Annotated in this window: 18 protein-coding genes and 2 pseudogenes; 15 read left to right on the top strand and 5 right to left on the bottom strand. The window is 72.0% G+C overall.

The window, feature by feature from the left end:
- Nucleotides 1-214, top strand: a pseudogene (locus DKL51_RS17090) (hypothetical protein); the annotation flags it as partial.
- A 6-nt stretch (nucleotides 215-220) separates the two neighbouring features.
- Here the strand turns inward: DKL51_RS17090 and DKL51_RS17085 are convergent.
- Entirely contained in the window at nucleotides 221-1,174 is a 954-nt protein-coding gene (locus tag DKL51_RS17085; protein WP_109946354.1) for a DUF389 domain-containing protein, read from the bottom strand.
- Between the two features lie 185 nt (nucleotides 1,175-1,359).
- On the bottom strand, nucleotides 1,360-2,562 hold the full coding sequence (locus DKL51_RS17080; RefSeq protein ID WP_243422556.1) for an acyltransferase family protein: 1,203 nt from the start codon (nucleotides 2,560-2,562) through the stop codon (nucleotides 1,360-1,362).
- A gap of 181 nt (nucleotides 2,563-2,743) precedes the next feature.
- Between DKL51_RS17080 and DKL51_RS17075 the strand changes: the two genes are divergently transcribed.
- Entirely contained in the window at nucleotides 2,744-3,670 is a 927-nt protein-coding gene (locus DKL51_RS17075; RefSeq protein ID WP_109946370.1) for an NAD(+)/NADH kinase, read from the top strand.
- A 24-nt stretch (nucleotides 3,671-3,694) separates the two neighbouring features.
- Here the strand turns inward: DKL51_RS17075 and DKL51_RS17070 are convergent, their stop codons facing one another.
- Nucleotides 3,695-4,780 (bottom strand): LCP family protein, encoded by a 1,086-nt coding sequence (locus DKL51_RS17070; protein ID WP_109946355.1) that lies wholly within the window; start codon nucleotides 4,778-4,780, stop codon nucleotides 3,695-3,697.
- Between the two features lie 325 nt (nucleotides 4,781-5,105).
- Here DKL51_RS17070 and DKL51_RS17065 point away from each other — a divergent pair, with 325 nt between their 5' ends.
- From DKL51_RS17065 to DKL51_RS17030, 8 genes are all read left to right on the top strand, one after another.
- On the top strand, nucleotides 5,106-6,224 hold the full coding sequence (locus DKL51_RS17065; protein WP_243420822.1) for a DegT/DnrJ/EryC1/StrS family aminotransferase: 1,119 nt from the start codon (nucleotides 5,106-5,108) through the stop codon (nucleotides 6,222-6,224).
- A 20-nt stretch (nucleotides 6,225-6,244) separates the two neighbouring features.
- A complete protein-coding gene (locus DKL51_RS17060; protein ID WP_165823200.1) occupies nucleotides 6,245-7,330 on the top strand; it encodes a GNAT family N-acetyltransferase in 1,086 nt (361 codons plus the stop codon).
- Nucleotides 7,327-8,400 (top strand): aspartate aminotransferase family protein, encoded by a 1,074-nt coding sequence (locus tag DKL51_RS17055; protein WP_109946358.1) that lies wholly within the window; start codon nucleotides 7,327-7,329, stop codon nucleotides 8,398-8,400. Before DKL51_RS17060 ends, DKL51_RS17055 begins: the two co-directional genes overlap by 4 nt.
- Before the next feature lie 129 nt (nucleotides 8,401-8,529).
- Complete coding sequence (locus DKL51_RS17050) at nucleotides 8,530-9,171, top strand: sugar transferase (protein WP_109946371.1); 642 nt, start codon at nucleotides 8,530-8,532, stop codon at nucleotides 9,169-9,171.
- Between the two features lie 165 nt (nucleotides 9,172-9,336).
- The gene (locus DKL51_RS17045) at nucleotides 9,337-11,199 is read left to right on the top strand and encodes a polysaccharide biosynthesis protein (RefSeq protein ID WP_109946359.1); all 1,863 of its coding nucleotides are present in this window, start codon (nucleotides 9,337-9,339) and stop codon (nucleotides 11,197-11,199) included.
- A gap of 55 nt (nucleotides 11,200-11,254) precedes the next feature.
- Nucleotides 11,255-12,607 (top strand): lipopolysaccharide biosynthesis protein, encoded by a 1,353-nt coding sequence (locus DKL51_RS17040; RefSeq protein ID WP_109946360.1) that lies wholly within the window; start codon nucleotides 11,255-11,257, stop codon nucleotides 12,605-12,607.
- A 59-nt stretch (nucleotides 12,608-12,666) separates the two neighbouring features.
- Complete coding sequence (locus DKL51_RS17035; RefSeq protein WP_165823201.1) at nucleotides 12,667-13,920, top strand: O-antigen ligase family protein; 1,254 nt, start codon at nucleotides 12,667-12,669, stop codon at nucleotides 13,918-13,920.
- Nucleotides 13,917-15,161: a glycosyltransferase family 4 protein gene (locus tag DKL51_RS17030; protein ID WP_109946362.1), complete on the top strand. Its 1,245-nt coding sequence runs from the start codon at nucleotides 13,917-13,919 to the stop codon at nucleotides 15,159-15,161. The genes DKL51_RS17035 and DKL51_RS17030 overlap by 4 nt, the downstream gene beginning before the upstream one ends.
- A gap of 5 nt (nucleotides 15,162-15,166) precedes the next feature.
- Here the strand turns inward: DKL51_RS17030 and pgm are convergent, their stop codons facing one another.
- Together pgm and glgC are read right to left on the bottom strand one after the other, a co-directional pair.
- A complete protein-coding gene (gene pgm, locus DKL51_RS17025; RefSeq protein ID WP_109946363.1) occupies nucleotides 15,167-16,810 on the bottom strand; it encodes a phosphoglucomutase (alpha-D-glucose-1,6-bisphosphate-dependent) in 1,644 nt (547 codons plus the stop codon).
- A gap of 43 nt (nucleotides 16,811-16,853) precedes the next feature.
- Entirely contained in the window at nucleotides 16,854-18,086 is a 1,233-nt protein-coding gene (glgC, locus tag DKL51_RS17020) for a glucose-1-phosphate adenylyltransferase (protein WP_109946364.1), read from the bottom strand.
- 96 nt (nucleotides 18,087-18,182) lie between these two features.
- On the opposite strand from glgC, the gene glgA reads away from it, so the two are divergent.
- The 5 genes and pseudogenes from glgA to DKL51_RS35770 form a co-directional block, all read left to right on the top strand.
- Nucleotides 18,183-19,391, top strand: a complete 1,209-nt coding sequence (gene glgA, locus DKL51_RS17015; RefSeq protein ID WP_124812256.1) for a glycogen synthase — start codon at nucleotides 18,183-18,185, stop codon at nucleotides 19,389-19,391.
- Nucleotides 19,392-19,429: 38 nt separating this feature from the next.
- A complete protein-coding gene (locus tag DKL51_RS17010) occupies nucleotides 19,430-21,526 on the top strand; it encodes an alpha-1,4-glucan--maltose-1-phosphate maltosyltransferase (protein WP_109946366.1) in 2,097 nt (698 codons plus the stop codon).
- Complete coding sequence (gene glgB, locus DKL51_RS17005) at nucleotides 21,514-23,616, top strand: 1,4-alpha-glucan branching protein GlgB (RefSeq protein WP_109946367.1); 2,103 nt, start codon at nucleotides 21,514-21,516, stop codon at nucleotides 23,614-23,616. Before DKL51_RS17010 ends, glgB begins: the two co-directional genes overlap by 13 nt.
- Before the next feature lie 75 nt (nucleotides 23,617-23,691).
- Entirely contained in the window at nucleotides 23,692-25,179 is a 1,488-nt protein-coding gene (locus tag DKL51_RS17000; protein ID WP_109946368.1) for a M48 family metallopeptidase, read from the top strand.
- Nucleotides 25,180-25,440: 261 nt separating this feature from the next.
- Nucleotides 25,441-26,067, top strand: a pseudogene (locus tag DKL51_RS35770) (hypothetical protein); the annotation flags it as partial.

The following is a 26,067-nucleotide window of genomic DNA, read 5'->3' as shown; positions in this document are numbered from 1 at the left end:
GTACGTCGACCGGGCCCGGACCCGGGCGGTCGACACCGACGGCCGGTTCCACCTGCTGACCGTCCCGGCCAGCCTGCGCGCCCGGCTCCTCGGCGCCGACCCGCAGCCGTCTCCCGCGCCGCTGGTGGTGGGTCGGGGCGGGCGCGACGGCGAGTCGATGCCGCTGCGCACCCTGCTCACCCGCCGGCTCGACGCCGGCGACGACTGGCGCTGAGGCCGCTCAGCGCCAGGCCACCCCGTCCCGGTTACTTTGGCGCCGGACGTGCCACCACCAGAGCTGCTGGGTGAACAGGGTGAGCAGCCCGGCCAGCACGATGGCACACAGGTTGATCACCAGTTGCAGCGCCGATCCCCCGGCCTCGTGCCACACCCCGTACGCGGCGGCGACGGCCACGTTGGCGGCGGCCGGCACGGTGGTGACCGAGATCAGCACACCGACCAGCGAGCCGGACTTCTTCGAGGTGAGCGACAGCATGCCGGCGACGCCGGCGAGCAGGCCGACCACCCAGGAGAGCGCGTCGGGCCGCCAGATGAAGTCGGTCAGCGGTCGGTCGGCCAGCAGCATCCCCCGGTCGACCAGGCCGGCGGCGGTGAGCGCCCAGGTGCTCAGCACGGTGACCAGCATGGCGGCCAGGAAGCCCACCACCAGGGCCTGCACCGAGCGGGCGATGATGTTCGGCTGCCGGCGGAGCAGGGCGACGCAGAGCGCGGCGAGCGGGCCGAACTCCGGGCCGACCACCATCGCGCCGACGATGAGGATCGGCTGGTCGAGCAGGACGCCGATGCCGGCGATCATGGTGGCCACCATGATCAGCACGAGGAAGGTGCCGGTCAGGACGGTCTGCTCGCCGGTCTTCGCCGCGATCTCGTCCCACACCACCGCGTCCTCGCCGTGCCCCGGCGCGTCGCGGGCCGCCTTCCTGGCCGCGGCGGAGAGGGTCAGTTCGACGTCGTCGGCGGAGATCGCACCGCGCGCCTCGACACCCAGCTCCTGCAGTTGGTGCAGCACCCGGTCGGCGCTCTCCCGGACGACGTCGCAGAGGATCAGGTCACCGACCGGCTGACGCGCGGCGCCGGGCAGGACCGCCAGATGTGCCACACCCGGGTCATCGGCGAGCAGATCCGCCACCGCCGTCGACCGGTCGGTCGGCGCGATGATCCTCAAGTGCAGCACAGCGGCTCCTGTGGTCGGGCGGCGTTCCTGCCGTCGGCCGGTGCACTCTACTCGCCGCGGCAGGTGTCAGCAGCTCCGCGGCGGCCCGCTCCGGCGGCCCGGGACCCGAGCGACCACCAATCACCAACGCCGGATACGGCAGGGGCCCCGGACGCGGTCCGGGGCCCCTGCGGTGACGTGGTCGGTCAGTCGGCGGAGCCGGCGCTGGACCCGGCCAGGAACCGGGTCGGGCCGGTGGGCAGCGGGGTCAGGGCGACGCCCTGTGCGGGCACCAGGGCGGGGGTGGCCGGCGCCGGCGTCGCGGGACGTCGCCCGGCCGGCGGCTGGCTCAGGAACGAGGAGGCCCGGGCGTCCGCGAACCGGCGGCGCAGCCAGTTCGAGACGGGCTTCTCGACGAACCGGTGCACGAGCCACGAGACGACCAGGAAGAACACCACCACGACGAGCAGGGTCACCCACTCCGGGAGCACCTGGTGCAGGTGGTGGATCATCACCCAGCCGATGTACTCGTGCAGCAGGTAGAGCGGGTAGGTCAACGCTCCGGCGGTGGTCAGCCACCGCCAGCCGAGCGCGAGGCGGTGGGTGGCCACCGCGGCGAGGATCAGGAAGAAGGCCGTGACCAGAGCCGCCTCGACCATGGCGACCTCGGTCGGCGAGAGCACCGGCCGGGCCGGTGGGTGCGGCTCCAGGCTGCCGATCATCTCCAGCGAGACGAGCCAGGAGGCCCCCACCAGGCCCCACAGGTAGATGTTCGAGCCGTGCCGGTAGATCAGGAACAGCGCCATGCCCGCGACGAACAGGGCCGAGCTGCGCGGGATGAGCAGGTTGGTGAGCGCCGGGATCGACTTGTACGCGAAGAGGCTGGCGATCAGCCAGCCGGCGGCGAACAGCAGCACCCGGCGCGGGGTGTACCCCCGGACCAGCACGAACAGACCGAACAGCAGGTAGAAGCGGAGCTCGTGGGCAAGGGTCCAGTAGACCGGGTCGACCTGGTCCACCTTCAGCAGGTCGGGGAACATCGTGAGGTTGGTCAGCACGTCGCCCGGCGACAGGGGCTTGCCGACCACCGGCCACAGGGTGACCACCGCGCTGGTCGCCAGCACCGCGAACCAGTACGCCGGGTAGAGCCGGGTGATCCGGGCGGCCGCGAACTGGGCCAGCCCGCGCCCCTCGGCGCTCATGCAGATCACGAAGCCGCTGATCAGGAAGAAGAGATACACACCGAGCCAGCCGAACTGGGTGTACGTGCCGAGCGCCGGCAGTCCCTCATATTCCCAGGGCTTGCCGAAGACGGTGAAGTGGAAGCCCACGACGAGGAGGGCGGCGACCAGCCGCAGTCCGTCGATGACGTACAGGCGCGATGGTGCGCCCCCGGCGGGGGGTTTCACATGATCTCCTCGGTCGACGGGGGTGGCCCGGGCCCGACGCCGGTCCCGATACGCGGGGCAAGCTAGCAGGCCGGTGGGAGCGGCAGCAAGACGAACGGATGCAAAAAGGTGCTTCTCCACCCCGACGGGCGGCCTCCCCGGTCCGCCCGCCCACCCGGCCACATTGTGATGAGCTGTCCCTATGGGGTATCGGCTGGGGCTGGTGCTGCACCCCACCCGGGACGTCTCCGAGGTGGTCGGCATCATCGAGCGGTGGGCGGCACGCCACCGCAAGACGCTGCTGGTCCGTGCCGAGGACCGGCACCGAGTGCCGCACACGGTCGAGCCGGTCCCCGCCGCCGAGCTGGCCGCCCGCGCGGACGCCCTGATCAGCATCGGCGGTGACGGCACCATGCTGGGCGCGCTACGCGCGGCCGTGCGGGACCCGAAGCCGGTGCTCGGCGTGCACCTGGGCCGGCTCGGCTTCCTGGTCGAGGTCGAACCGCCGGAACTGTCGACGGCGCTGGACCGGCTCGCCTCGCGCGACTTCACCGTCGAGAGGCACGCCTGCCTGGTCTGCGACGTGTGCGGGGACGACGTGGTGGCCTTCAACGACGTCGCCCTGGTCCGCCAGCCCGGCTCCGGGTTCGTCACCGCCACCCTCGGCGTGGACGGGCAGCGGTACGGCTACTACCGCTGCGACGCGCTCGTGGTGAGCACGCCGACGGGCTCGACGGCGTACAGCTACGCGGCCGGCGGTCCGCTGATCTCCCCGGCCGCCGACGGGGTGCTGGTGACGCCGTCCGCGCCGATGGCCGGCATCTCCCGCGCCCTGGTCCTCTCCCCCGAGGAGGCCGTCCACCTGGAGCTGCGGCCCGGCTCGGCGGCGGTCGCCGTGGAGATGGACGGGGTGATCATCCGGGACGCGGCGACCGAGGGGGCCGTGCACATCCGCTACCGCCGGGACGCCGGGCTGGTGGTACGCCTCGACCCCCGCCGCTACCAGGAGCGCAACCAGCTCAAGCTGAGCCTGCTCGACCTGCCGCTGCTGCCCGACCAGCTCCGCGAGCTGCTGCCGGACGAGCTGCGCGAGCAGCTCAACCGGCGCGAGTTGCCGCCACCCCGGTGAGCCCTGTCGGGCCCGCGGCGGTCCTCAGTTCGGATGCTCGGCCACCCAGCTGTCGACGGTGTCGTTCTTCACCGCCTCATACAGACTCGCGGCGGCGTCCTCGTCGGGAAAGACGACACTCTGGTCACCCACCATTCCCGTGCCCCTGGACGGGCTGGTGAGCATCGTGACGTCATCCGCCTGGATCTGGCGGAGCGCCCAGACCGTGTCGAAGACGGACAGCTCCCGGTCGACCTGCACCGCTCCGGTGGTGGCCCTGAGGAAGTTGTCGAGCCGACCAGGGTCGGCCAGGATGTCCTTACTACCGGCTTCCCGCAGGACGGCCGCGACGATGTCCTGCTGGTGGCGCATCCGACTGAAGTCACCGTCGGCGAACTGCTTGCGCGCCCGGGCGTACTCCAGGGCGGCGATGCCGTCCAGTCGATGGGTGCCGGGCTGGTAGACGCGGCCGGGCTGCATCTTCGAGGTGAAGGTCTTGTCGAGGGTGACATCCACCCCGCCGAGCGCGTCGATGATCTTCCCGAAGCCGGCGAAGTCGATCACGACCACGTGGTCCAGGCGCACTCCCGTGAAGTCCTCGATCGTGCGGACCAGCAACGGGGTGCCACCCCAGGCGTACGCGGCATTGATCTTGGCCTCGGTCGGCTGCCCGTCGCCCTCACTCGAGTCCGGGATGGTGGTCCAGGTGTCCCGCGGGATCGAGATGACCTGCGCCCGGTCACGGCTGCTCGGCACGTGGACCAGCATGATCGTGTCGGTACGCGACGCGGTGCTTTCCGGGTCCGCCTTGTCCTTACCGACCACGAGGAAGTTGAGCGCGCCGTCGGCGACCCGTGCGGGTCGGCGCGTTTCCGGCACGCCATGGAAGGCGTCGATCTTCTGGACCTGTTTGTCCAGCGACCTGACGTAGAGCCAGCCACCGGCGCCCGCTCCGCCGAGGAGCGCGAGCAGGGCGAGGAGGACGACGAGCGCGGTCGTGCGAGCCCGGCGGCCGCCCGGCCGCCCGAGCCGTCGCCGGCTCCACCGCCGGTGTCGCGCCGGGTCCTCGGCGCTCGCGAACCCCAGCTCGACCGTCGTCTCCTCCGCCGTCCTACGGCCGTCGTGCTCCATGACCAAGAACCTAGGCGAGCAAAGCTCGCTGAACCGGCCTAATTCGGAAAAAGCGGCAGGTCGCACCCGTCCGCCGGTTCTCGTCTCCGGTGGCCGCACCACCGCTTCCCACCGGCCCGCAGCATCATGCTGGCGAATCCCCCGAACGGGTACGAAATCACCACCGGCCCGGGGGTCTCTCGTTAGCCGGTTGAGACCAGTCCAGCGGCCGGATCGGATGACCGGGCCGCCCGACGAGCCGGAGGCGGTCGATGGCTTTCCCTGCACGGTTGCCCGTTCGACCAGTGGTCCCGCACCCCGGGTCGCGCGCCTCATGACCCCGCGCGTGCTGCTGTCGCCCCCGGACGTCGGACCGCTCGAGGAGTCGTACGTCCTGGACGCGCTGCGGTCCGGATGGGTGGCGCCCGCCGGTCCGCATCTCGAAGCGTTCGAACGGGAGGTGGCCGAGCGGGTCGGCTGTGGGCACGCGGTGGCCCTCGCCTCCGGCACCGCGGGCCTGCACCTGGCGCTGCTCGCCGTCGGCGCCGGTCCCGGGGACGTCGTCGTGGTGCCCACCCTGACGTTCGTGGCGACGGCCAACGCCGCCGTCTACACCGGCGCGGAACCGGTCTTCGTCGACTGCGATCCCGCCACCGGCAACGTCGACCCGGACCTCCTGCACGAACTGCTCCGCGAGCTGCGGACCCTCGGCCGCCGGGTCGCGGCCGTGCTGCCGGTGGACATGTTCGGTACCTGCGCCGACTACAGCCGGATCCTGCCGATCTGCGCGGACGCCGAGGTACCGGTGGTGGAGGACGCCGCCGAGGCGCTCGGCGCCACCCACCACGGCAGAGCGGCCGGATCGTTCGGGCGGGCCGGGGTGCTGTCGTTCAACGGCAACAAGATCATCACGACGTCGGGGGGTGGGATGCTGCTCTCCGACGACGCCGACCTGATCGCCCGCTGCCGGCACCTGTCCACCCAGGCCCGTCAGCCGGTTCCGCACTACGAACACGTCGAGGTGGGCTACAACTACCGACTGAGCAACGTGCTCGCGGCACTCGGGCGGGCCCAGCTGCACCGCCTGGACGACATCGTGGCGCGGCGCCGATGGCTGCGGGAGCAGTACGCCAAGCTGTTCGCCGCGGTACCCGGTGTGCGGCTGCTCGCCGACGGGGACTGGGAGGCCAACTGCTGGCTCACCACCGTCGTCGTCGATCCGGCGGTCGCCGGGTGGCGGGCCGCGGACCTCGCCGCCCACCTGGCCGCGCAGGACATCGAAACCCGACCGGTGTGGAAGCCGATGCATCTCCAACCGGTCTTCGGCGGCGCACGTGCGCTGCTCACCGGCGCCGCCGAGCGGCTCTTCACGGACGGTCTCACCCTGCCCAGCGGCTACGCGATGACCGAGAGCCAGCTCGCCCGCGTCCTCGATGGCATCGAACAGTTCCTCAAGAGCCGATGACCGGGGCAGCTGGCGGTGCGATGAGGTTGGAGATCTGGAACGCCCGCCGGACGGCGGACGTGAGCCGGTGGCTGGCGGTGCACCGGGCATCGCCCGCCCGGGAAGTGTTCGCCCACCCCGCGTACGTGCGCCTCTTCGCCGGCGAGCACGACGAGCCGCTCGCGGCGTACGCCGAAACACCGTCCGGGTTCATCCTGTACCCCTTCGTGCTGCGCCGGATCACCGCGCCACACCTGGTCGCCCCGGGGCGGTCGATCCACGACATCACCACCCCGTACGGCTACGGCGGAGCCTTCCACAACGGCGTGGGTGAGGCGGAGGCCAAGGAGTTCTGGGCGGCCTTCGACGACTTCTGCCGGGCCCGGCACGTGGTCTCCGAGTTCACCCGGCTCAGCCTCTTCGAGGACGACCGCCTGCCGTACCCCGGCCGGACCGAGCCGAAGCTCGTCAACGTGGTGCGTGATCTCCGCACCTCACCGGAGGACATGTGGCGCGAGTTCGACCACAAGGTTCGCAAGAACGTGAGCAAGGCCAGGCGGCTCGGCGTCACCATCGAGGTCGACGAGACCGGCGCACGCCTCGGTGACTTCCTGCGGATCTACCAGGGCACCATGGATCGTCGCCAGGCCGGCAGGAGCTACTACTTCCCGCCACAGTTCTTCCGGACCATCCTCGACGAACTACCCGGACACTTCTCCTTCTTCCACGCCGTGCACGACGGGCGCGTCGTCTCCACCGAACTGGTGCTCGTCTCCGCCCGGACGCTGTACTCCTATCTGGGCGGGACCGAGCGGTCCGCGTTCGACCTGCGCCCCAACGACCTGCTGAAGTTCGAGGTCATCCGGTGGGGGCAGGAGCACCGGAAGCGGCACTTCGTCCTCGGCGGCGGGTACGCGGCGGACGACGGCATCTTCCGCTACAAGCGGGCCTTCGCCCCGCACGGCCTGCTCCCCTACTCGGTCGGCACGAGAGTTTTCGACGAACCGACGTACGACCGGCTGGTCGACGCACACCGGGTGCAGGGACGCCGCCGGCTGCCGGGGTGGGAACCGGACCCCGACTTCTTTCCGGCGTACCGGCAGGAGCTGGTCGGGGCACCCGGATGAGCAGGGCGGACCGCTGGGAGGTCGGTTCCGCGTTTCCGTTGATGCTGCCGACCGGTGCCGGCGGCGTCCGCCTCCCGGAGCCCGTCCGGCTCTTCGGGTCCGGTCGGCAGGCGTTGCGGGCGCTGATCGAATTCGGCCGGCGGGAACACGGGTGGGAGACCGTACACGTCCCGGCCTACTACAGCCCCTCGGTGGTCGACGGTCTGCTCGACCTGGCACCCGTGCGGCGGTACGACACCGGGCCGACGGGTCCGCACGCCCGGCCGGACGCCGGGCCCGGGGACGCCGTGATCACCGTCTCGTACTTCGGCGAGCCGCCCGTGCTGCCGTCGACCCCGGCAACCTTGATCGTCGACGTGACGCACGACCCGGTCGCGCCCTGGCTCGACCGGGCGCGGGCCGACTACGTGTTCGCGTCGCTGCACAAGACCCTGCCGCTGCCCGACGGGGGAATGCTCTGGTCGGGCAACGGGCACCCGCTGCCCGACCCCGTACCCCCGACCGAGGCCCACCTCGCCGCGGTCAGCCGGATCCTCGGTGCGATGTGCCTGAAGGCGGCCTACCTGGCGGGCGCACCGGTCGCGAAGGAGCAGTACCTGCCGCTCTACGCCGTCGGCGACACGGGGTTGCGGTCGACCGCGGTGAGCGGCATCTCGGAGTACTCCCGGGAAGCACTGCGCATCCTTCCGGCCGAGGAGCTGCGGCGCCACCGGATCGCGAACGCCGCCGAACTGGCCGCCGGGTTGTCGGCCCTTCCCGGCGTGGTGGTGCACCGCCGCGCGTTCGGCGTGGTCCTGGAGTTCGACTCGCCGGAGCGACGCGAGGCCGTCCGCCACGGGCTGGTCGCCAGGAACATCTACCCGGCGGTGCTGTGGGATCTCCGCCCGCAGGAGGCGGCACCGCACCAGGTCGACTTCTCCCGCCGGATGCTGCACCTGCACACCGACGTGCGGTGGAGTGGCGAGGACATGCGGCAGGTTGCTGCCGTCCTGCGCGAGTTGTGCCCGGCTGCGGCAACCTCTGGTGCCGTGTCCGTGGACGACCAGCTGGCGCCGCTCGGTCACGGCTGACCGCGTACGCCCCGAATGCGCGATTCTTTCGGTTCCCGTGCAGACCCTGTCTGATTCATAACTAAAGTCTTCTTCGCGTAGATCGTTCGCCTTCATGGGGGCACTGATGAGCGCGGAGAGGGCGTGACCATGCCAGGCCATCCGTACGACCGGCCGAAGCGGCTCCTCGACGTCCTCGTCGCGGGCGTCGCCCTGGTGGTCCTCTCCCCGGTGCTGCTCGCCGTGGCCCTGGTGGTCGCGGTGGGGCTGGGCCGGCCGGTTCTCTTCCGGCAGACGCGGCCCGGACTGCACGGCCAACTCTTCGAACTGCGAAAGTTCCGGACGATGAAGCCGATGGGGCCGGGCCGGGTCACCGACGGCGATCGGCTGACCGGCCTGGGCAGGTGGTTGCGGGCGACCAGCCTGGACGAGTTGCCGACGCTCTGGAACGTCCTGCGCGGCGACATGAGCCTGGTGGGGCCGCGACCGCTGCTGGTGCGTTACCTCGACCGGTACACCCCGGAGCAGGCACGCCGCCACGAGGTGCGGCCGGGCGTCACCGGCCTCGCCCAGGTACGCGGCCGCAACAGCCTGAGCTGGGAGGAGAAGTTCGCCTACGACGTCCGGTACGTCGACACCCGGTGCCTTCGGCTGGACCTGCAGATTCTCGCGGAGACGGTGGTCCGGGTCCTCCGCCGCGAGGGCGTCTCGGCCGACGGTCATGCCACCGCCCCGGAGTTCCTCGGGACCGGGCGGTCGGCCGGCCACCTCGACTCCGCATCGCAGGCGTGACGGCGTCCATACCCCCTCTTTGGGGTGGCTTTACCCGCTGACCATCCCATTCCCGGCAAGAACGCCCGGACCCGACGCTACGGTCCGTCACAGCGGAACCAGAGTTTTCCTCGCTTTTATCCACGACCGTGATGACTCAGCATCGAGGACGCAGAGGGAGCAGCCATGGCGCTGATCGACACCGCACCTCCACGAGCGCCGGAAACGGCTCGCAAGGTCCCGCGCCCACGGTCGGCGGCCCTCTTCCCGGCCGACTGCCTGGCCTGGGTAGGCGGTCTGACCGTGGCCGCATGGTCCCGATACGAGTTCGATCTGACGGTCGGTCAGTTTCTCCGGGCGGTCAATGTCGGCCTGGCCGCCGGCGTGCTGCACCTCGCCGTCTACTGGATCCAGCGCCGACGGTGGGGCCGGTCTCCGCTGGGCAGCGCGCAGGAGGCACTCGCACTGGCCGCGACCGCCGCGTGCACCGGCGTCGTCCTGCTGATCGCGGTCGTCTCGCTCATGGAGCGGCCGGTCCCGGCGAGTTCACCACCGGTCGGGGCCGCGATAGCGCTGCTCTGCATGCTGCTGACCCGCCTGGCGTACCGCCGCCGGACCGACCGGGCACTACGTCCCGATGCGCGGTCCGCCACCGCGGTGCTGCTGTTCGGGCTGGGCTCGGCCGGGCAGTCGCTGCTCCGGGCGTTGCTGAGCGACCCGCGGGGCCGGTACCTGCCGGTCGGACTCCTCGACGACGACCTGGGAAAGCGGCACCTGCGCATCGACGGTGTGCCGGTGCTCGGCGGGCGCGACGAGATCCCCGGCGCGGTGCGGCGGACGGGCGCCAGAACGGTGATCTTCTCGGTGGCGAACGCGGACGCGGAGCTGATCCGCGAGATCCGGGCGCTGACCCTGGCGGCCGGCGCCGAGTTCAAGGTGCTGCCGCCGGTCCGCGAGCTGGTGGATCAGCGGATCACCGTCACCGACGTACGCAGCCCCAACATCGCCGACCTCCTCGGCCGGCGACAGGTGGTTACCGACCCGGTGACCAACGAGAGCGGGTTGACCGGCCGGCGGATCCTGGTGACCGGGGCCGGGGGCTCGATCGGCTCGGAGCTGTGCCGGCAGATCATGCGGGCCGACCCGGGTGAGCTGATGATGCTCGACCGAGACGAGTCCGCCCTGCACAGCCTGCAGCTCTCCCTCTCCGGTCGGGCCCTGCTGGACGATCCGCAGCTGATCCTCGCCGACCTTCGCGACCACGAGGGCATCCGGCGCATCATCCAGCGGCGGCGGCCCGACATCATCTTCCACGCCGCCGCGTTGAAGCACCTTCCGCTCCTGCAACGGCACCCCGGCGAAGCCGTCAAGACCAACGTGTGGGGCACCCTGGCCGTGTTGAACGCGTGCGAGAACGTGTCGAAGTTCGTCAACATCTCCACCGACAAGGCCGCCGACCCGGTGAGCGTGCTCGGGTATTCGAAGCGGATCACCGAGCGGCTGACCGCCCATGCCGCGCAGGCCCACGCCGGCACGTTCCTCAGCGTCCGGTTCGGCAACGTGCTGAGCAGCCGCGGCTCCGTGGTGACCGCCTTCCGCGCCCAGATCGACGCGGGGCTGCCGATCACCGTGACCCACCCCGAGGTGACCCGGTACCTGATGACCGTGCAGGAAGCGGTGCACCTCGTCCTCCAGGCCGCGGCGATCGGCCGGGACGGCGAAGCGCTGGTCCTCGACATGGGCCAACCGGTACGCATCGACGACCTCGCCCGGCAGCTCGCCGCCCAGGCGCCCGGCCCCACCCGGATCGTCTACACCGGCCTGCGCCCCGGGGAGAAGCTGCACGAGGACCTGTTCGGCCGGGACGAGCCCGACGTGCGTCCCCTGCACCCGCTCATCTCCCACGTACCGGTTCCGGCGCTCGACCCGGCCGAGGTGGCCACGCTGAACCCGTTCGACGACCCGGAGCAGGTCATCGAGCAGCTGGCGTGGCTCTGCCACCAGTCCACCGGTCCGCTGCCCGCGCTGGAAGCCGTACTCGCCGAGTAGTGCCGGCTGCCCGGACCCGCCCGTCCGTCACTGTTCGAATCGAGTTGGAGGCGACATGGCCGACCGGGGTCGGGCGCTGCTGGCGCAGCGTCTCATGCCGCGCGGGTCGTCCGGCGGTCCGGCGGAGACCGCACGGGCCCCCCGGCGCCTGTCGGCTCTGGTCACCGCCGGCCACCTCGTCGGGGCCCAGCTCGTCGTCGGCGCGGCCAGTCTGGTCATCAACGCGATGGCCGCGCGCACCATGGGGCCTTCCGGCCGCGGCAGCCTGGCGCTCCTGCTTCAGATCACCTACCTGACCAACATGATCGCGATGGCCGGGACGGACCGCTCCTACCCTGCCACCCTCCGGCATCAGCCCTCCGCGCGGCATGCCGCCGGCGACACCCTCCGTCTCGTCGTGCCGTCGGCGGCGGTCTGTCTGGTCGCCGCCGCGCCGGTCGTCGCCGCAGTCGGCGGTGGCGCGCCGAACAACCCGCTGCTCATCGTCGTCGGCTTCACGGTGACCGCCTCCGCCCTGGTGACCGCGGCGGCGCTCCGCACCGCGGCGGCAGCCGCCGGGGTGGTCCGCCCCTACCTCCTCGCCACCGTCGTCGGCCAGCTGACCCTGGTCGCCGTGGCCGCCGTGCTCACCGGCGCCGGCGTGACGTCGCCCGACGTCTGGTTGCTGACGTACGGCACCGCCCTCGGCGCCGGCCCCCTCGTCGCGTGGTCGCTGCTGCGCCGCAGCAGGGACCTGCGGCCAGAGATCCCGCGCAGCCTCGCTCCCGCGCGGCGGCTCGGCCTGCGGCTGCTCCCGGCAGCGGTCGCCAGCATGGTGATGCTTCGCGCGGACCGGTTCCTGCTGCCCTGGCTGGGGTCGTACGAGCAACTGGGTCTGTACGTCACGGTCGCCACCGTGGCGGAGTTCGTCTGCCTGCCGGTGCAGAGCTACGTCGACGCGCAGGCGTCCCGCTGGCACCAGCGCTTCCTCGCCGGCGAACTGCGCCGCGGCGGGCCGCTGCTGCTCGCCGGCGGGTACGGCGTGACGGCGGGACTCGGCCTGCTGGCCGCAGGACACCTGCTGGTGGTGCCGGTCTTCGGGGCGGAGTACCGCGATTCGGTCCCACTGCTGGCGCCACTGGCCGTCGGCGCCGCCTGCTACAGCGTCAGCCGGGTCGCCATCGGACTCAGCGTCGCCGCCGGCCAGGCCCGCGGTGCGCTCGCCGCCGACCTCCCCGCCATGGTCGTCGCCATGGCCGCGTACCTCGTCCTGATCCCCCGGTACGGCGCCGCCGGCGCCGCGATCGGCTCGGCCATCGCGTACGGCGTCGGCGCGCTGCTCGCGATAGCGCTCTGCGGCAAGGCCCCGGCGGTCCCACCCGGGAGCCGGTCAGCGTCCCGGTCCGAAGAAAGCGGTGTGCGCGCATGAACATGACCCCAGCGGTGGAGCCCGTCCGACGCCGGTGGAGGCAGGCGCCGGCATCCCGGGTGTCGGTTCCACTCCTCACGGTTCTCTTCGTCGTGGCGCTTGGCGGCCGCTTCTCGCTGGACCGGGTGGGGCTGCCCACCTACGGCGTGCCGGACCTCCGCGTACCCGGGTGCATCCTGCTCGTCCTCGGCACCCTCGCCTGGTACGCGCGGCGCTGGACCCGCGGCCTGCGGCGCTCCTGGCCACCGCCGATGGTTCTGCTGTTCACCGCGCTGATCGGCGTGCAACTGGTGTCGGCGCTCTGGGCGCCCCCCGGTGCCCGGCTGGGGAAGGCCGGGTGGGACCTGGCCGTCCTGCTGGTCCTCGTCCTCGCCGCCATGGCGCTGAGCGCGGACGACCCGGCCCGCGCGGCGCGCGTCCTGCTGGCGCTGATGCTGGCCGCCGCCCTCGTCTACACGCTGGGTGCCATCCTCACCGGCCCCCAGGCGCAGGGGCGCTACTCGGCTTTCGGCGGCGGCCCCAACGTCTTCGTCCGCGTCGTCTGCCTGGGCATCATCGCCGCCGTGACGCTCGGAGCGGCGCGCCGCGGGTGGCTGCTGCTCATGCCGGTGCCGCTGCTGGCAGCGGCCGCCCTGCTCTCCGGGTCACGCGGCGGCCTCGTCGCCCTCGTCGGGGCCGCCGTGGCGTTCCTGGTCCTGTTCGCCCCGCGCATCCGACTCGGCTACCTGATCGCCGTCGGGGCGGTCGGGACGCTCGGCACGTGGGCGGTGTGGACGCTGCTCACCCGCGTCGCGGCGGCCACCACGGCCGTCGCGACGACGATGGCCGGGAACCGCTACTCGATCAGCGGCGTCCAGCAGGGCGGCTTCTCGGATCGGCGGATGCTCTTCTCCTGGGCCGGTCGCCTCTTCCTGGACCACCCGCTCTCAGGTGCCGGCCTGGACGGCTTCTACGCCACCTTCGACGTCAGCTATCCGCACAACTACCTCCTGGCGCTGGCCGCCGAGAGCGGCATCGTCGCGGTCGGACTGGCCCTGGCCGCCGCGCTGGCCTGCTGGCGGGGTGGCCGCCCCTGGGCAGCGGCCTCGCGGGAGCAGATCGGATGTGCGGTCGCCGCCGTCTACGTCGCCATCGCCAGCAGCTTCTCCGGGGACTACTACGACACCCGATTCCTCTGGATCTTCGCGGTCGTCGCCGTCCTGCGGCCCACCGGAGCACCGTCGCGTCCCCACCGGAGCGCGGTCGACCTTCATCCAGCAGTCGATAGGCCGGCCCGTGGTCAGCTGCGGTCCGACAGAGCGGAGATGTCATGAAGACCGAGTCGTCCGTCCGACGAGTGGTCGTGCTGAACCAGTACGCCATGCCGGCTTCCGTGGGAGGAGGGACCCGACACGTCGAGCTCTTCGGCCGGCTGAAGGGTTGGCAGTACCGCATCGTCGCGGGCGATCGGGACCACGCCTCCCAGCGCCCGCACTCCTTCCAGGACCCGCACTTCCGGCTCGTCCACGTCTCCGGTTACCGGGGCAACGACCACCGGCGCGTCATCAGCTTCGCGACGTACTGCCTCGGGGCGGTCGTCGCCACCCTGCGCGAGCCGCGACCGGACGTCGTGTACGCCTCCTCCCCGCACCTCCTCGCCCCGGTGGCCGGGTGGCTCGCCGCTCGCCTGCGCGGATCGAAGTTCGTCCTCGAGATCCGCGACCTCTGGCCGCAGTCGATGGTGGACACCGGTTACCTCCGCGAGAACTCCCTGCTGCACCGCGCGTTGCGGGCGCTGGAGCTCTGGCTCTACCGCCGCGCCGACCGCATCGTGCTCGTCACGTCGGCCTGGTACTCCTACTTCCGGTCCCTCGGCATCGACGAGGCGAAGCTGGAATGGGTGAGCAACAGCGCCGAGCCGGAGGACTTCGACATCCAGCCCGACCTGATCCCGCTCCGGGACCGCTGCCCGGTACGGGGCCGGCTGATCGTCTACGCCGGCGCACACGGCCCGGCCAACGGACTGGACCTGCTCCTGGACGCCGCCGCCGAGCTGCCCGAGCACACCTTCCTGCTCATCGGGGAAGGCATCGACAAGCAGCGGCTGGTCGACCGGGCCCGGTCCGAGGGGTTGGCGAACGTCCAGTTCCTGGGCATGCTGCCCAAGCGTGAGCTGGCCGGGATCCTGGGCGGCGCGGACATCGGCGTCCACGTGCTCAACGACGCCGCGGTCTTCCGCCTCGGCCTCAGCCCGAACAAGCTCTACGACTACCTGGCCGCCGGTCTGCCGGTCGTCACCAACTGCCTCGGCGAGCCGAGTGACGTGCTGACGGCGGCGGACGCGGGCTTCGCCACGCCCGGCGACCTGACCGCCGGCCTGCGCAAGCTGGCCGACCTCGACGACGCCACGCTGAAGGAGATGGGGCGCCGGGGCCGCCGGTACATCCAGGACAACCGCTCCCGCACCGTGATGTCGGCCCGGCTCCAGCGGGTGCTCGACGAGGTCGTCGGGCGGGTGCGACCCGCGAACGCCGAGCAGCGGGGGCCGCTGGAAGCCGTCGGCGGGCCGCGCTGAGCCGCTCAGGCCTGCTTGAGCACGTCGGAGACCAGCGCCTTCGCCTCCTCCTGGATCCGGGCCAGGTGCTCGGGGCCCTGGAACGACTCGGCGTAGATCTTGTAGACGTCCTCGGTGCCGGACGGGCGGGCGGCGAACCAGCCGGACGTCGTGGTCACCTTGAGGCCGCCGATCGGGGCGCCGTTGCCGGGCGCGCTGGTCAGCGTGGCGGTGATCGGCTCACCCGCCAGCTCGGTCGCCGTCACCTGCTCCGGGGAGAGCTTGGCCAGCACGGCCTTCTCCTCCCGGCTCGCCGGGGCGTCGATGCGGGCGTACGCGGGCGCGCCGAAGCGGTCGGCCAGCTCCGCCCAGTGCTCGCTGGGCGACCGGCCGGTGGTCGCGATGATCTCCGAGGCGAGGAGGCAGAGCAGGATGCCGTCCTTGTCGGTGGTCCAGGTGCCGCCGTCCCGGCGCAGGAAGGAGGCACCGGCGCTCTCCTCGCCGCCGAAGCCGACCGCCCCGTCGAGCAGCCCGGGCACGAACCACTTGAACCCGACCGGCACCTCCAGCAGCGGCCGGCCCAGGTCCTCGGCGACTCGGTCGATCATCGAGGAGGAGACCAGCGTCTTGCCGATCGCGGCGTCCGGGCCCCAGTCTGACCGGGTGCGGAAGAGGTGGCCGATCGCCACCGCCAGGTAGTGGTTCGGGTTCATCAGGCCACCATCCGGGGTGACGATGCCGTGCCGGTCGGCGTCGGCGTCGTTGCCGGTGGAGACCTGGTACCTGTCGCGGGCCGCGATCAGCGACGCCATCGCGTTCGGCGAGGAGCAGTCCATCCGGATCCGGCCGTCGCCGTCGAGCGTCATGAACCGCCAGGTCGGGTCGACCGTCGGGTTGATCACCGTGAGGTCCAGCCGGTGCCGCTCGGCGATCTCACCCCAGTACGCCACGCTCGCCCCGCCCATCGGGTCGGCGCCGATCCGGACGCCGGCGTCCCGGATCGCGTCGATGTCCAGCACCGCCGGCAGGTCGTCGACGTAGCGGGCGAGGAAGTCGTACTCCCCGGTGGTCTCGGCGGCGCGGGCCCGCGCGTACGGGACCCGCTTCACCTCCCTGAGCCCGGCGGCGAGGATGGCGTTGGCCCGGTCCTGGATCCACTTCGTGACGTCGGTGTCCGCCGGCCCGCCGTGGGTCGGGTTGTACTTGAACCCGCCGTCCTCCGGCGGGTTGTGCGACGGGGTGATCACGATGCCGTCGGCGAGCCCGCTGGTCCGGCCCCGGTTGTGGGTGAGGATCGCGTGCGACAGCGCCGGGGTCGGGGTGTAGCCGTCGCGGCTGTCCACCAGGACGGTGACGTCGTTGGCGGCGAGCACCTCCAGCGCGCTGACCTCCGCCGGGGCGGAGAGAGCGTGGGTGTCCCGGGCGAGGAAGAGCGGACCGTCCAGGCCCTGCTCCCGCCGGTAGTCGCAGAGCGCCTGGGTGACCGCGAGGATGTGATCCTCATTGAAGGCGTTCTTCAGGCTCGACCCGCGGTGCCCGGAGGTGCCGAACGAGACCTGCTGCGCCGGGTCGGCCGGATCCGGGTGCTCGGCGTAGTAGGCGGTCACCAGCCGGGGCACGTCGACCAGGTCGGCGGGCTCGGCGGGCTGGCCGGCACGGGGGTGGGCCACTGCGGGAACCTCCTCGGGTAGCGGGACGCGGATCGGGCGCGGCTCAGGGCTCGACGCGCTGACCCTTGCCGATGACCACGATGCCGTTGTCGGACACGGTGTAACGCTGCCGATCCTTCTCCAGGTCGACGCCGATCTCACAGCCCTCCGGAACGAACACGTTCTTGTCCAGGATGGCCCGGCGGACCACCGCGTGTCGGCCGATCTCGACGCCCTCCATGAGGACCGCGCCGTCCACGTGCGCCCAGGAGTGGACCTTCACCTTGGGCGAGACGATCGAGTTCTCGACGAGCGAGCCGGAAATCACCGCGCCGGGCGAGACCATCGAGCCGACGGCGCGGCCGACCCGCTCGCCCCACTGGTGGACGAACTTCGCCGGCGGGTACGGCGGCTGGTTGCTGTAGATCGGCCAGTCGAAGTTGTAGAGGTTGAAGACCGGGTGGACGTTGATCAGGTCCATGTGGGCGTCGTAGAAGGAGTCCAGCGTCCCCACGTCGCGCCAGTAGCCGCGGTCCCGGTCGGTGCTGCCCGGGACCTCGTTGTCCTTGAAGTCGTAGACGTTGGCCTCGCCCCGCTCGACCAGCATCGGGATGATGCTGCCGCCCATGTCGTGCTTGCTGGTCTTGTCCTCCGCGTCGCGCTCGACGGCCTCACAGAGGGCGCCGGTGCTGAAGACGTAGTTGCCCATCGAGGCGTAGATCTGGTCCGGCGCGTCGGGCAGCCCGACGGCGTCGGTGGGCTTCTCGCGGAACGCCCGGATCCGCCGGCCGTCCTCGCCCACCTCGATCACGCCGAACTGGTCGGCCATCGACAGCGGCTGCCGGATGCCGGCCACCGTCACCCCGGCACCGGAGGCGATGTGGTCCTCCACCATCTGCCGCGGGTCCATCCGGTAGATGTGGTCGGCACCAAAGACGATCACGTAGTCCGGCTGCTCGTCGTTGATCAGGTTGAAGCTCTGGTAGATAGCGTCGGCCGAGCCGGCGAACCACCACGGGCCGCGCCGCTGCTGGGCCGGCACCGGGGTGACGTAGTTGCCGAGCATGGTCGACATCCGCCAGGTCTGGGTGATGTGTCGGTCCAGCGAGTGGGACTTGTACTGGGTCAGCACGACGATCTTCAGATAGCCGGCGTTCGCCAGGTTGGACAGGACGAAGTCGACCATGCGGTACATCCCGCCGAACGGGACGGCCGGCTTGGCCCGGTCGGTGGTGAGCGGCATGAGGCGCTTGCCTTCTCCGCCGGCCAGGACGATCGCGAGCACCTTGGCAGCCATGCTCCGACGCTAACCATCCGCGTCGCACTTCACCACTCGTACGGACGGACTTCTGCGCCCGGTGCCAGGCATGTTTCTGCACTAGGGTGCGGGGGCATGACGGATTCCGCACGGCTGCGCGTCGACCTGCTCACCCGCGAGTACCCGCCGGAGGTCTACGGGGGCGCCGGGGTGCACGTCGAGTACCTGGCGCGTGAGCTGCGCCGACTCGCCGACGTACGGGTGCACTGCTTCGGCGCGCCGCGGACCGAGCCGGGCGTCACGGCGTACCCCGAGCCGGCCGGCCTGGCCGGCGCGAACCCGGCCCTGCGGACGATGGGCGTGGACCTGGAGATGGCCGCCGGCTGCGCCGGCACCGACGTGGTGCACAGCCACACCTGGTACGCCAATCTCGCCGGGCACACCGCCAAGCTGCTGTACGGGGTGCCGCACGTGGTGACCGCGCACAGCCTGGAGCCGCTGCGCCCGTGGAAGGCCGAGCAGCTCGGCGGCGGGTACGCGCTCTCCTCCTGGTGCGAGCGGACGGCGGTGGAGGCGGCCGACGCGGTGATCGCGGTCAGCGAGGGGATGAAACGCGACGTGCTGACCGCCTACCCGTCGGTCGACCCGGACCGGGTCCGGGTGGTCTACAACGGCATCGACACCCGGCAGTACGCCCCGGACCCCGGCACCGACGTGGTGGACCGGCTCGGCATCGACCCGTCCCGCCCCAGCGTCGTGTACGTCGGCCGGATCACCCGGCAGAAGGGCCTGCCGTACCTGCTGCGCGCGGCCCGGGACCTGCCCGCCGACACCCAGCTCGTGCTCCTCGCCGGCGCCCCCGACACCCCCGACATCGCCGCCGAGGTGGAGGGGCTGGTCGCCGAGCTGCGGGCCAACCGGTCCGGGGTGATCTGGGTGGCCGCGATGCTGCCCAAGCACGAGGTGATCCAGGTGCTCACCCACGCCACGATCTTCGTCTGCCCGTCCGTCTACGAGCCGATGGGCATCGTGAACCTGGAGGCGATGGCCTGCGAGACCGCGGTGGTGGCGACCGCCACCGGCGGCATCCCCGAGGTGGTCGCCGACGGCGAGACCGGCCTGCTGGTCCCCATCGAGCAGGCCGCCGACGGCAGCGGGAAGCCGCTGGACCCGGAGCGGTTCGTGGCCGACCTCGCGGCCCGGATCAACGAGGTGCTGGCCGATCCGGCGCGGGCCGCCGAGTTCGGCCGGGCCGGCCGCCGCCGGGCCGTCGAACACTTCTCCTGGGACGCCATCGCGGAGCGCACCCTGGAGGTGTACCGGTCGGTGGGCGCCGCCGGCTGAGCCGAGCGCGAAGCGATCTCGCGCAGTAGGTTGACGGGGTGACTGGACGGTTCCCGATCGAAGACGTCTCCCCCGTCGTCTCCTGCGGTCGCTACCCGGCCAAGGCGGTCGTCGGCGAGATCGTGCCGGTGTCGGCCCGCGCCTACCGCGAAGGGCACGACGCGCTCGGCTGCAACGTGGTCTGGCTCGGCCCGGACGGCACCGCCCGCCCGTTCACCCGGATGCGCCCCGGCGAGCCCGGCCAGGACCGCTGGCACGCCACCATCCGGCCGGACGCCGTCGGCGAGTGGGTCTTCACCGTGGAGGCGTTCCAGGACCCGTACCTCACCTGGCAGAACGCGGTGACCAAGAAGATCGCCGCCGGCCAGGGCCCCGAGGACCTGGCCAACGACCTGGCCGAGGGCGCCCGGGTGCTGGAGGCGGCGCTGGAACTGGTGCCGGACGCCGACCGGGAGCGGGTCCGGGCCGCGGCGAAGGCGCTCCGCGACGACGACCTGGACCTGCCCCGGCGGGTCGCCCCGGCGCTGGACCTGGCCGGGCTGCTGTGGGACCACCCGGTCCGCGAACTGGTCACCACCGGCGAGGAGCGCCGGCTCTGGGTGGACCGCCCCCGCGCGCTTTTCTCCGCCTGGTACGAGTTCTTCCCCCGCTCCGAGGGGGCGATCCCGGCCACCGTCGACTCCCCCGCGCAGTCCGGCACCTTCGCCACCGCGATGGAACGCCTCCCCGGCGTCGCGGCGATGGGCTTCGACGTGCTCTATTTGCCGCCGATCCACCCGATCGGCCGGATCAACCGCAAGGGCCGCAACAACTCGCTCACCGCCGAGCCGGACGACGTCGGCTCGCCGTGGGCGATCGGCGCCGCCGAGGGCGGCCATGATGCCATCCACCCCGACCTGGGTACGCCGGAGGACTTCCGCGACTTCATCGCCGCCGCCGCCGAGCAGGGCCTGGAGGTGGCGATGGACCTGGCGCTGCAGTGCGCCCCGGACCACCCCTGGGTGACCGACCACCCCGAATGGTTCACCACCCGGGCCGACGGCAGCATCGCGTACGCGGAGAACCCGCCGAAGAAGTACCAGGACATCTACCCGCTGAACTTCGACAACGATCCGGAGGGCATCCGGGCCGAGATCCTGCGGGTGGTGCTGCACTGGGTCGGCGAGGGCATCCGGATCTTCCGGGTGGACAACCCGCACACCAAGCCGTTCGACTTCTGGCACTGGCTGATCTGGGAGGTCAAGCAGGTCGACCCGGACGTGCTGTTCCTCGCCGAGGCGTTCACCCGGCCGGCCATCATGCACGGGCTGGGCAAGATCGGCTTCACCCAGTCGTACACGTACTTCACCTGGCGCACGTCGGCGGCGGAGATGCGGGCGTACTGCGAGGAGCTGATCGCGGCGGTCGACTACATGCGACCGAACTTCTGGCCCAACACCCCGGACATCCTGCACGAGTCGCTGCAGCACGGCGGCCCGCCGATGTTCAAGATCCGGGCCGTGCTGGCCGCGCTGCTCTCCCCCTCCTGGGGCATGTACGCCGGCTACGAGCTCTTCGAGCACGCGGCCCGCCCCGGTGCCGAGGAGTACCTGGACAACGAGAAGTACGAGCTGCGCCCGCGGGACTGGGCGGGCGCGCAGGCCCAGGGCCGTTCCCTGGCGCCGTTCATCGCCACCCTCAACCGGGTCCGCCGGGAGAACCCGGCCCTGCACCAGCTGCGCAACCTGCGCTTCCACGACATCGACAACCCGGCGCTGCTCTGCTGGTCCAAGCACGACCCGCAGACCGGCAACACGGTCGTCGTGATCTGCTCGTTCGACGCGCACACCGTGCAGTGGGGCAACACCACTCTGGACATGCCGGCGCTCGGCTTCGACTGGCACGACCGGTTCACCGTGCACGACGAGCTGACCGGGGCCAGCTACGACTGGGGACAGCGCAACGCCGTCCGGCTCGACCCCTACCTGCAGCCCGCGCACGTGTTCACCGTGCGCCGGCCGGCGCCGCACCCCGGCCCGGAGCCGACCGTGCCGGCGGCCCCCGAGCTGACCGTCGAAGACGTACCCGCCGACCTCTCCGGCGGCACCGCCCCGACCGCACCGGCCGAGAAGGACGACGCACGATGGACCAGCTGATCGCCGGCGAGACGCACGACCCGCACGCCGTGCTCGGTGCGCACCCCGACGACGGGCACACCACCATCCGGACGATGCGCCGGGGCGCCACCGACGTGGCGGTGCTGGTCGACGACGAGCGGCACCCGATGAAGCGGGTGCACGACGTCGGCGTCTTCGAGGCCACCGTGCCCGGCGAGGTGCTCGACTACCGGGTCGAGGTGGACGGCGCGGTGCACGACGACCCGTACCGCTACCCGCCCACCCTCGGCGAGCTGGACCTGCACCTGATCGGCGAGGGGCGGCACGAGCGGCTCTGGGAGGCGCTCGGCGCGCGGGTCTTCGACGAAGGCGTGGCGTTCACCGTCTGGGCGCCGAACGCGCGCGGCGTCCGGGTGGTCGGCGACTTCACCGGCTGGGGGCCGGACGACGGCTGGCCGATGCGCTCGTTGGGCTCCAGCGGGGTGTGGGAGGTTTTCGTCCCCGGCGCCCGGGTCGGCGCCCGCTACAAGTACCGCGTCCTCGGCGCCGACGGGCACTGGCGGGACAAGGCCGACCCCCTCGCCGCGTACGCGGAGGTGCCGCCTGCCACCGCGTCGGTGGTGCACCACTCGACGTACCAGTGGAACGACGGGGACTGGCTGCGCCGGCGGGCGAAGCGGCAGCCGCACCAGGAGCCGATGAGCGTGTACGAGGTGCACCTCGGCTCCTGGCGGCCCGGCCTCGGCTACCGCGAGCTGGCCGACCAGCTCACCGCGTACGTCACCGAGCTGGGCTTCACCCACGTGGAGTTCCTGCCGGTGATGGAGCACCCGTTCGGCGGCTCGTGGGGCTACCAGGTCACCGGCTACTACTCCCCCACGTCCCGCTTCGGTGACCCGGACGACTTCCGGTACCTCGTGGACCGGCTGCACCAGGCGGGCATCGGGGTGATCCTCGACTGGGTGCCGGCGCACTTCCCCAAGGACGAGTGGGCCCTGGCCCGCTTCGACGGCACCCCGCTCTACGAGCACCCGGACCCGCGCCGCGGCGAGCACCCCGACTGGGGCACGTACGTCTTCGACTTCGGCCGCCGCGAGGTACGCAACTTCCTGGTCGCCAACGCGCTCTACTGGTGCGAGCAGTTCCATGTGGACGGGCTGCGGGTGGACGCGGTCGCCTCCATGCTCTACCTGGACTACTCCCGCCAGGAGGGGCAGTGGGTGCCCAACCAGTACGGCGGCCGGGAGAACCTGGAGGCGATCGCCTTTCTCCAGGAAACGAACGCCACCGTCTACCGGCACCACCCGGGGGTGGTGATGGTCGCCGAGGAGTCCACCGCCTGGCCGGGCGTGACCCGCCCGACCGGGGACGGCGGGCTGGGTTTCGGCTTCAAGTGGAACATGGGCTGGATGCACGACACCCTGCTCTACACCTCGAAGGACCCGATCTACCGGCAGCATCACCACCACCAGCTCACCTTCTCCCTGGCGTACGCCTGGAGCGAGAACTACGTGCTGCCGATCAGCCACGACGAGGTGGTGCACGGCAAGGGGTCGCTCGCGGGCAAGATGCCGGGCGACACCTGGCAGCGGCTGGCCAACGTGCGGGCGCTGCTCGCGTACATGTGGGCGCACCCGGGCAAGCAACTGCTCTTCATGGGCTGCGAACTGGCCGACGACCGGGAGTGGAGCGAGGAGCGCGGGCTCGACTGGTACCTGGTGCACGACCCCGCCCGGGCGGGCGTGCAGCGCCTCGTCGCCGACCTCAACGCGGTCTACCGGAAGACTCCCGCGCTCTGGGCGCAGGACACCGAGCCGGCCGGGTTCCGCTGGATCGCCGGCGACGACGTCGCCAACAACACCGTCTCGTTCATCCGGATCGCCCCGGACGGCGCGACCATGGTCTGCGTGGCGAACTTCTCCGCCCAGCCGCTGGAGGGCTACCGGGTCGGCCTGCCGGCCGGCGGCACCTGGACCGAGGTGATCAACACGGACGCCCAGCACTACGGCGGCTCCGGGGTGGGCAACCTCGGCGCGGTGCACGCCGAGGACGTGCCGTGGCACGGGATGGTGGCGTCGGCGATGCTGCGGGTGCCCCCGCTCGGCGTGCTCTGGCTCCGCCGCGACTGAATCCGCGCCGAAAGGATCTTGTCACGCATCCTCCCCCGTCGATACTCTGCTCGCCGCACGGGGGAGGAAGAGCAGATGAAGACGTCGCTACGGGCCGTGCTGTCCGTCGTCCTGCTGATCGGCTTCTACGTACTGGCGCTCGGGCTGGTCGTGGTGGTCGGCGCGTTCGGCCTGGAGGTGGGCGGCGACTGGGACGGCTCCGGCACGGTGACCTTCCGGCCATTCGTGGTCGGCGCCGCCCTCTTCCTGCTCCTCACGCTGCTGTTCGCCCTCGGCCGGGTGCTCATCGTCCGGTCGACCCCGCCGGCGGGGGTCCGGCTCACCCCGCAGGGCGCGCCGCAGCTGTGGGAGCTGGTGCGCGAGCTCGCCGCCCGGGTCGGCACCCGCGAACCGGACGAGATCCGGCTGGTCGCCGAGGCCAACGCCGCGGTGACCGAGGACTCGAAGCTGTTCGGCCTCATCCCCGGCTGGCGGACGGTCACCGTCGGGCTGCCGCTGCTGCGGGCGTATCGCGTCGACCAGCTCCGGGCGGTCCTGGCGCACGAGATGGGGCACTTCTCCGGCCGGCACACGGCAACCGTGCGCCTCGCCCACCGCGGCCGGATGGTCATCGTCGAGACGGTCCGTGGCACCACCGTCGGGGTGCTGCGCGCCGTCCTCTCCGGCTACGCCCACCTGTACGTCGCCGTCGAGCAGTCCGTCAGCCGGCAGTTGGAGTACGAGGCCGACCGCTACGCCGTGGCCGCCGGCGGAAGGGCGGCGATGGTCAGCGCGCTGCGCGAGATCCGGGTGGTGGCCACCGGCTGGGACGGATACCTGGAGCACCACGTGCTGCCGGCGTACGACCGCGGCCACCTGCCGGAGGACCTGTTCGGCGGGTTCGAGGCGTACCTGACCGCGTGCCGCGAGGAGATCCGCGAACGCAGCGTCGAGGTGAACCCGGCCGAGCCGGGCTGGTGGGACAGCCACCCGCCGATCGGGGACCGGATCGCCGCGCTCCGGTTCGTACCGGACGTACCGGTGGCCGCCGACGACCGTCCGGCCGGCGTGCTCGTCCCCGACCTGGACGCCGCCGGCCGCCAGTTGCAGGCGGGCATCTTCGAGCGGGCCGGCATCCGGCTACTGCCCTGGGACCGGCTCACCCCGGCGCTGGCCGACCAGACCGCCCGGGGACTGGCCCACCCGCTGTACCAGGCGGCCGCCCGGCTGACCGGACGCGCCCAGGCGGACCTCGCCGTCCTGCTCGACCTCTTCGCCGCCGACCGGTACGACGACCTCGCCCGCGCCCTCACTCCGGACGCCGAGGGCGAGGAGGGCCTGCGGGAGCTGACCGCGGCGTTCGAGGGCGCGGTCGAGGCGGCGGCGGTCGAGTCCGGCGTCGCGGCCTGGCGGCACTCCTGGTCCGGGCCGCCGGAGCTGCTCACCGACGCCGGGGAGTCGCTGCCGTTGGCGGAGCTGGTCGAGCTGGCCGCCGACCCGGCCACCGTGCCGGCCGCCCGGGAACGCCTCGACGCGCTCGGCGTCCCCGCATCGGCCGTCCCGTCCTCCCCGACTCCCGCGTAGCCGCACGGCCCCCAGCCGGCAGGCATGATCCACTCCGCTTCGCCGACATGGCGGCATGCCGGCGTCACGGTTGCCGCCATGTCGGCATTGCCGTGTCGATCACCGTGACCTCCACGCTGGGTGACCGACGCGGCCGTTCGTGACTACCTTGCGTCGACAATGCCGCCCCGACCGCCGTCCCTCGTGAACGGAGCTGGTCGTCCAGCCGTACCGCTGAACGGATGCCGGACAACCCGTGACGGACGAGGCGGAGGAGCTTCGATGGCGTGGAGCAGGGACACAACCAGGAGGCGCGGAACGACCGGTTCGTCCCGGAACCGGAAGATCGCCGGCGGGGTGGCGCTCACCATGACGGCGGGCGCGGCCTTCGCGGTGGCGACCGGAACCGGCCAGGCGGCCGAGAACTGCCAGGGTCTGGACACCGCCCTGCGGAACAACCTGACCTTCATCGCAGACCAGCGGCGCAACCCGGATGCCAACGCGGCGGCCCGGATCGCCAACCGGCAGGCCGTGGTCGACCTGATCCAGCAGCGGCGGGCGGCGGCCCGCTGCGGCGGCAGGGTCGAGGTCGCCGGGGCGGCCTGTCCGAGCGTGCCCTGGGACGTCGCCATGGCCAGCCAGCTCGACCGGGCCTGGGCGGTCACCGAGGAGATGCGCGGCGAGCGGTCCGGCCAACTGGTCGACCCGCAGGCCACCGAGCTCCGGGTACAGCGGCTCGGTGGCATCGTCGGCGGCCTCCGCGGCATCGCCCAGGGCGCGGCGCAGGCCGGCGGCGAACCGGGAGGCGGGGCGGCGGGAGGCGCCGCCGGTGGGGCCGGAAAGGCGGCCGGCATCATCAACGCGGTCGGCGGGCTGATCGGGCAGATCGCGGGCATCGTGCAGGCGGCC

Origin of the sequence: Micromonospora globispora, assembly GCF_003857015.1 — a bacterium.
Lineage (GTDB): Bacteria > Actinomycetota > Actinomycetes > Mycobacteriales > Micromonosporaceae > Micromonospora > Micromonospora globispora.
Note: the sequence above shows the minus strand (reverse complement) of the source record. Positions and strands in the feature narration are given on the sequence as shown.

Excerpts from the sequence above, each read along its gene's own strand:
- DKL51_RS17030 (WP_109946362.1), top strand. The coding sequence starts at position 13,917 with ATGAAGACCGAGTCGTCCGTCCGACGAGTGGTCGTGCTGAACCAGTAC.
- DKL51_RS17075 (WP_109946370.1), top strand. The coding sequence starts at position 2,744 with ATGGGGTATCGGCTGGGGCTGGTGCTGCACCCCACCCGGGACGTCTCC.
- glgB (WP_109946367.1), top strand. The coding sequence starts at position 21,514 with ATGGACCAGCTGATCGCCGGCGAGACGCACGACCCGCACGCCGTGCTC.
- DKL51_RS17045 (WP_109946359.1), top strand. The coding sequence starts at position 9,337 with ATGGCGCTGATCGACACCGCACCTCCACGAGCGCCGGAAACGGCTCGC.
- DKL51_RS17070 (WP_109946355.1), bottom strand. The coding sequence starts at position 4,780 with ATGGAGCACGACGGCCGTAGGACGGCGGAGGAGACGACGGTCGAGCTG.
- DKL51_RS17000 (WP_109946368.1), top strand. The coding sequence starts at position 23,692 with ATGAAGACGTCGCTACGGGCCGTGCTGTCCGTCGTCCTGCTGATCGGC.
- DKL51_RS17060 (WP_165823200.1), top strand. The coding sequence starts at position 6,245 with ATGAGGTTGGAGATCTGGAACGCCCGCCGGACGGCGGACGTGAGCCGG.
- glgA (WP_124812256.1), top strand. The coding sequence starts at position 18,183 with ATGACGGATTCCGCACGGCTGCGCGTCGACCTGCTCACCCGCGAGTAC.
- DKL51_RS17050 (WP_109946371.1), top strand. The coding sequence starts at position 8,530 with ATGCCAGGCCATCCGTACGACCGGCCGAAGCGGCTCCTCGACGTCCTC.
- DKL51_RS17055 (WP_109946358.1), top strand. The coding sequence starts at position 7,327 with ATGAGCAGGGCGGACCGCTGGGAGGTCGGTTCCGCGTTTCCGTTGATG.
- DKL51_RS17040 (WP_109946360.1), top strand. The coding sequence starts at position 11,255 with ATGGCCGACCGGGGTCGGGCGCTGCTGGCGCAGCGTCTCATGCCGCGC.
- glgC (WP_109946364.1), bottom strand. The coding sequence starts at position 18,086 with ATGGCTGCCAAGGTGCTCGCGATCGTCCTGGCCGGCGGAGAAGGCAAG.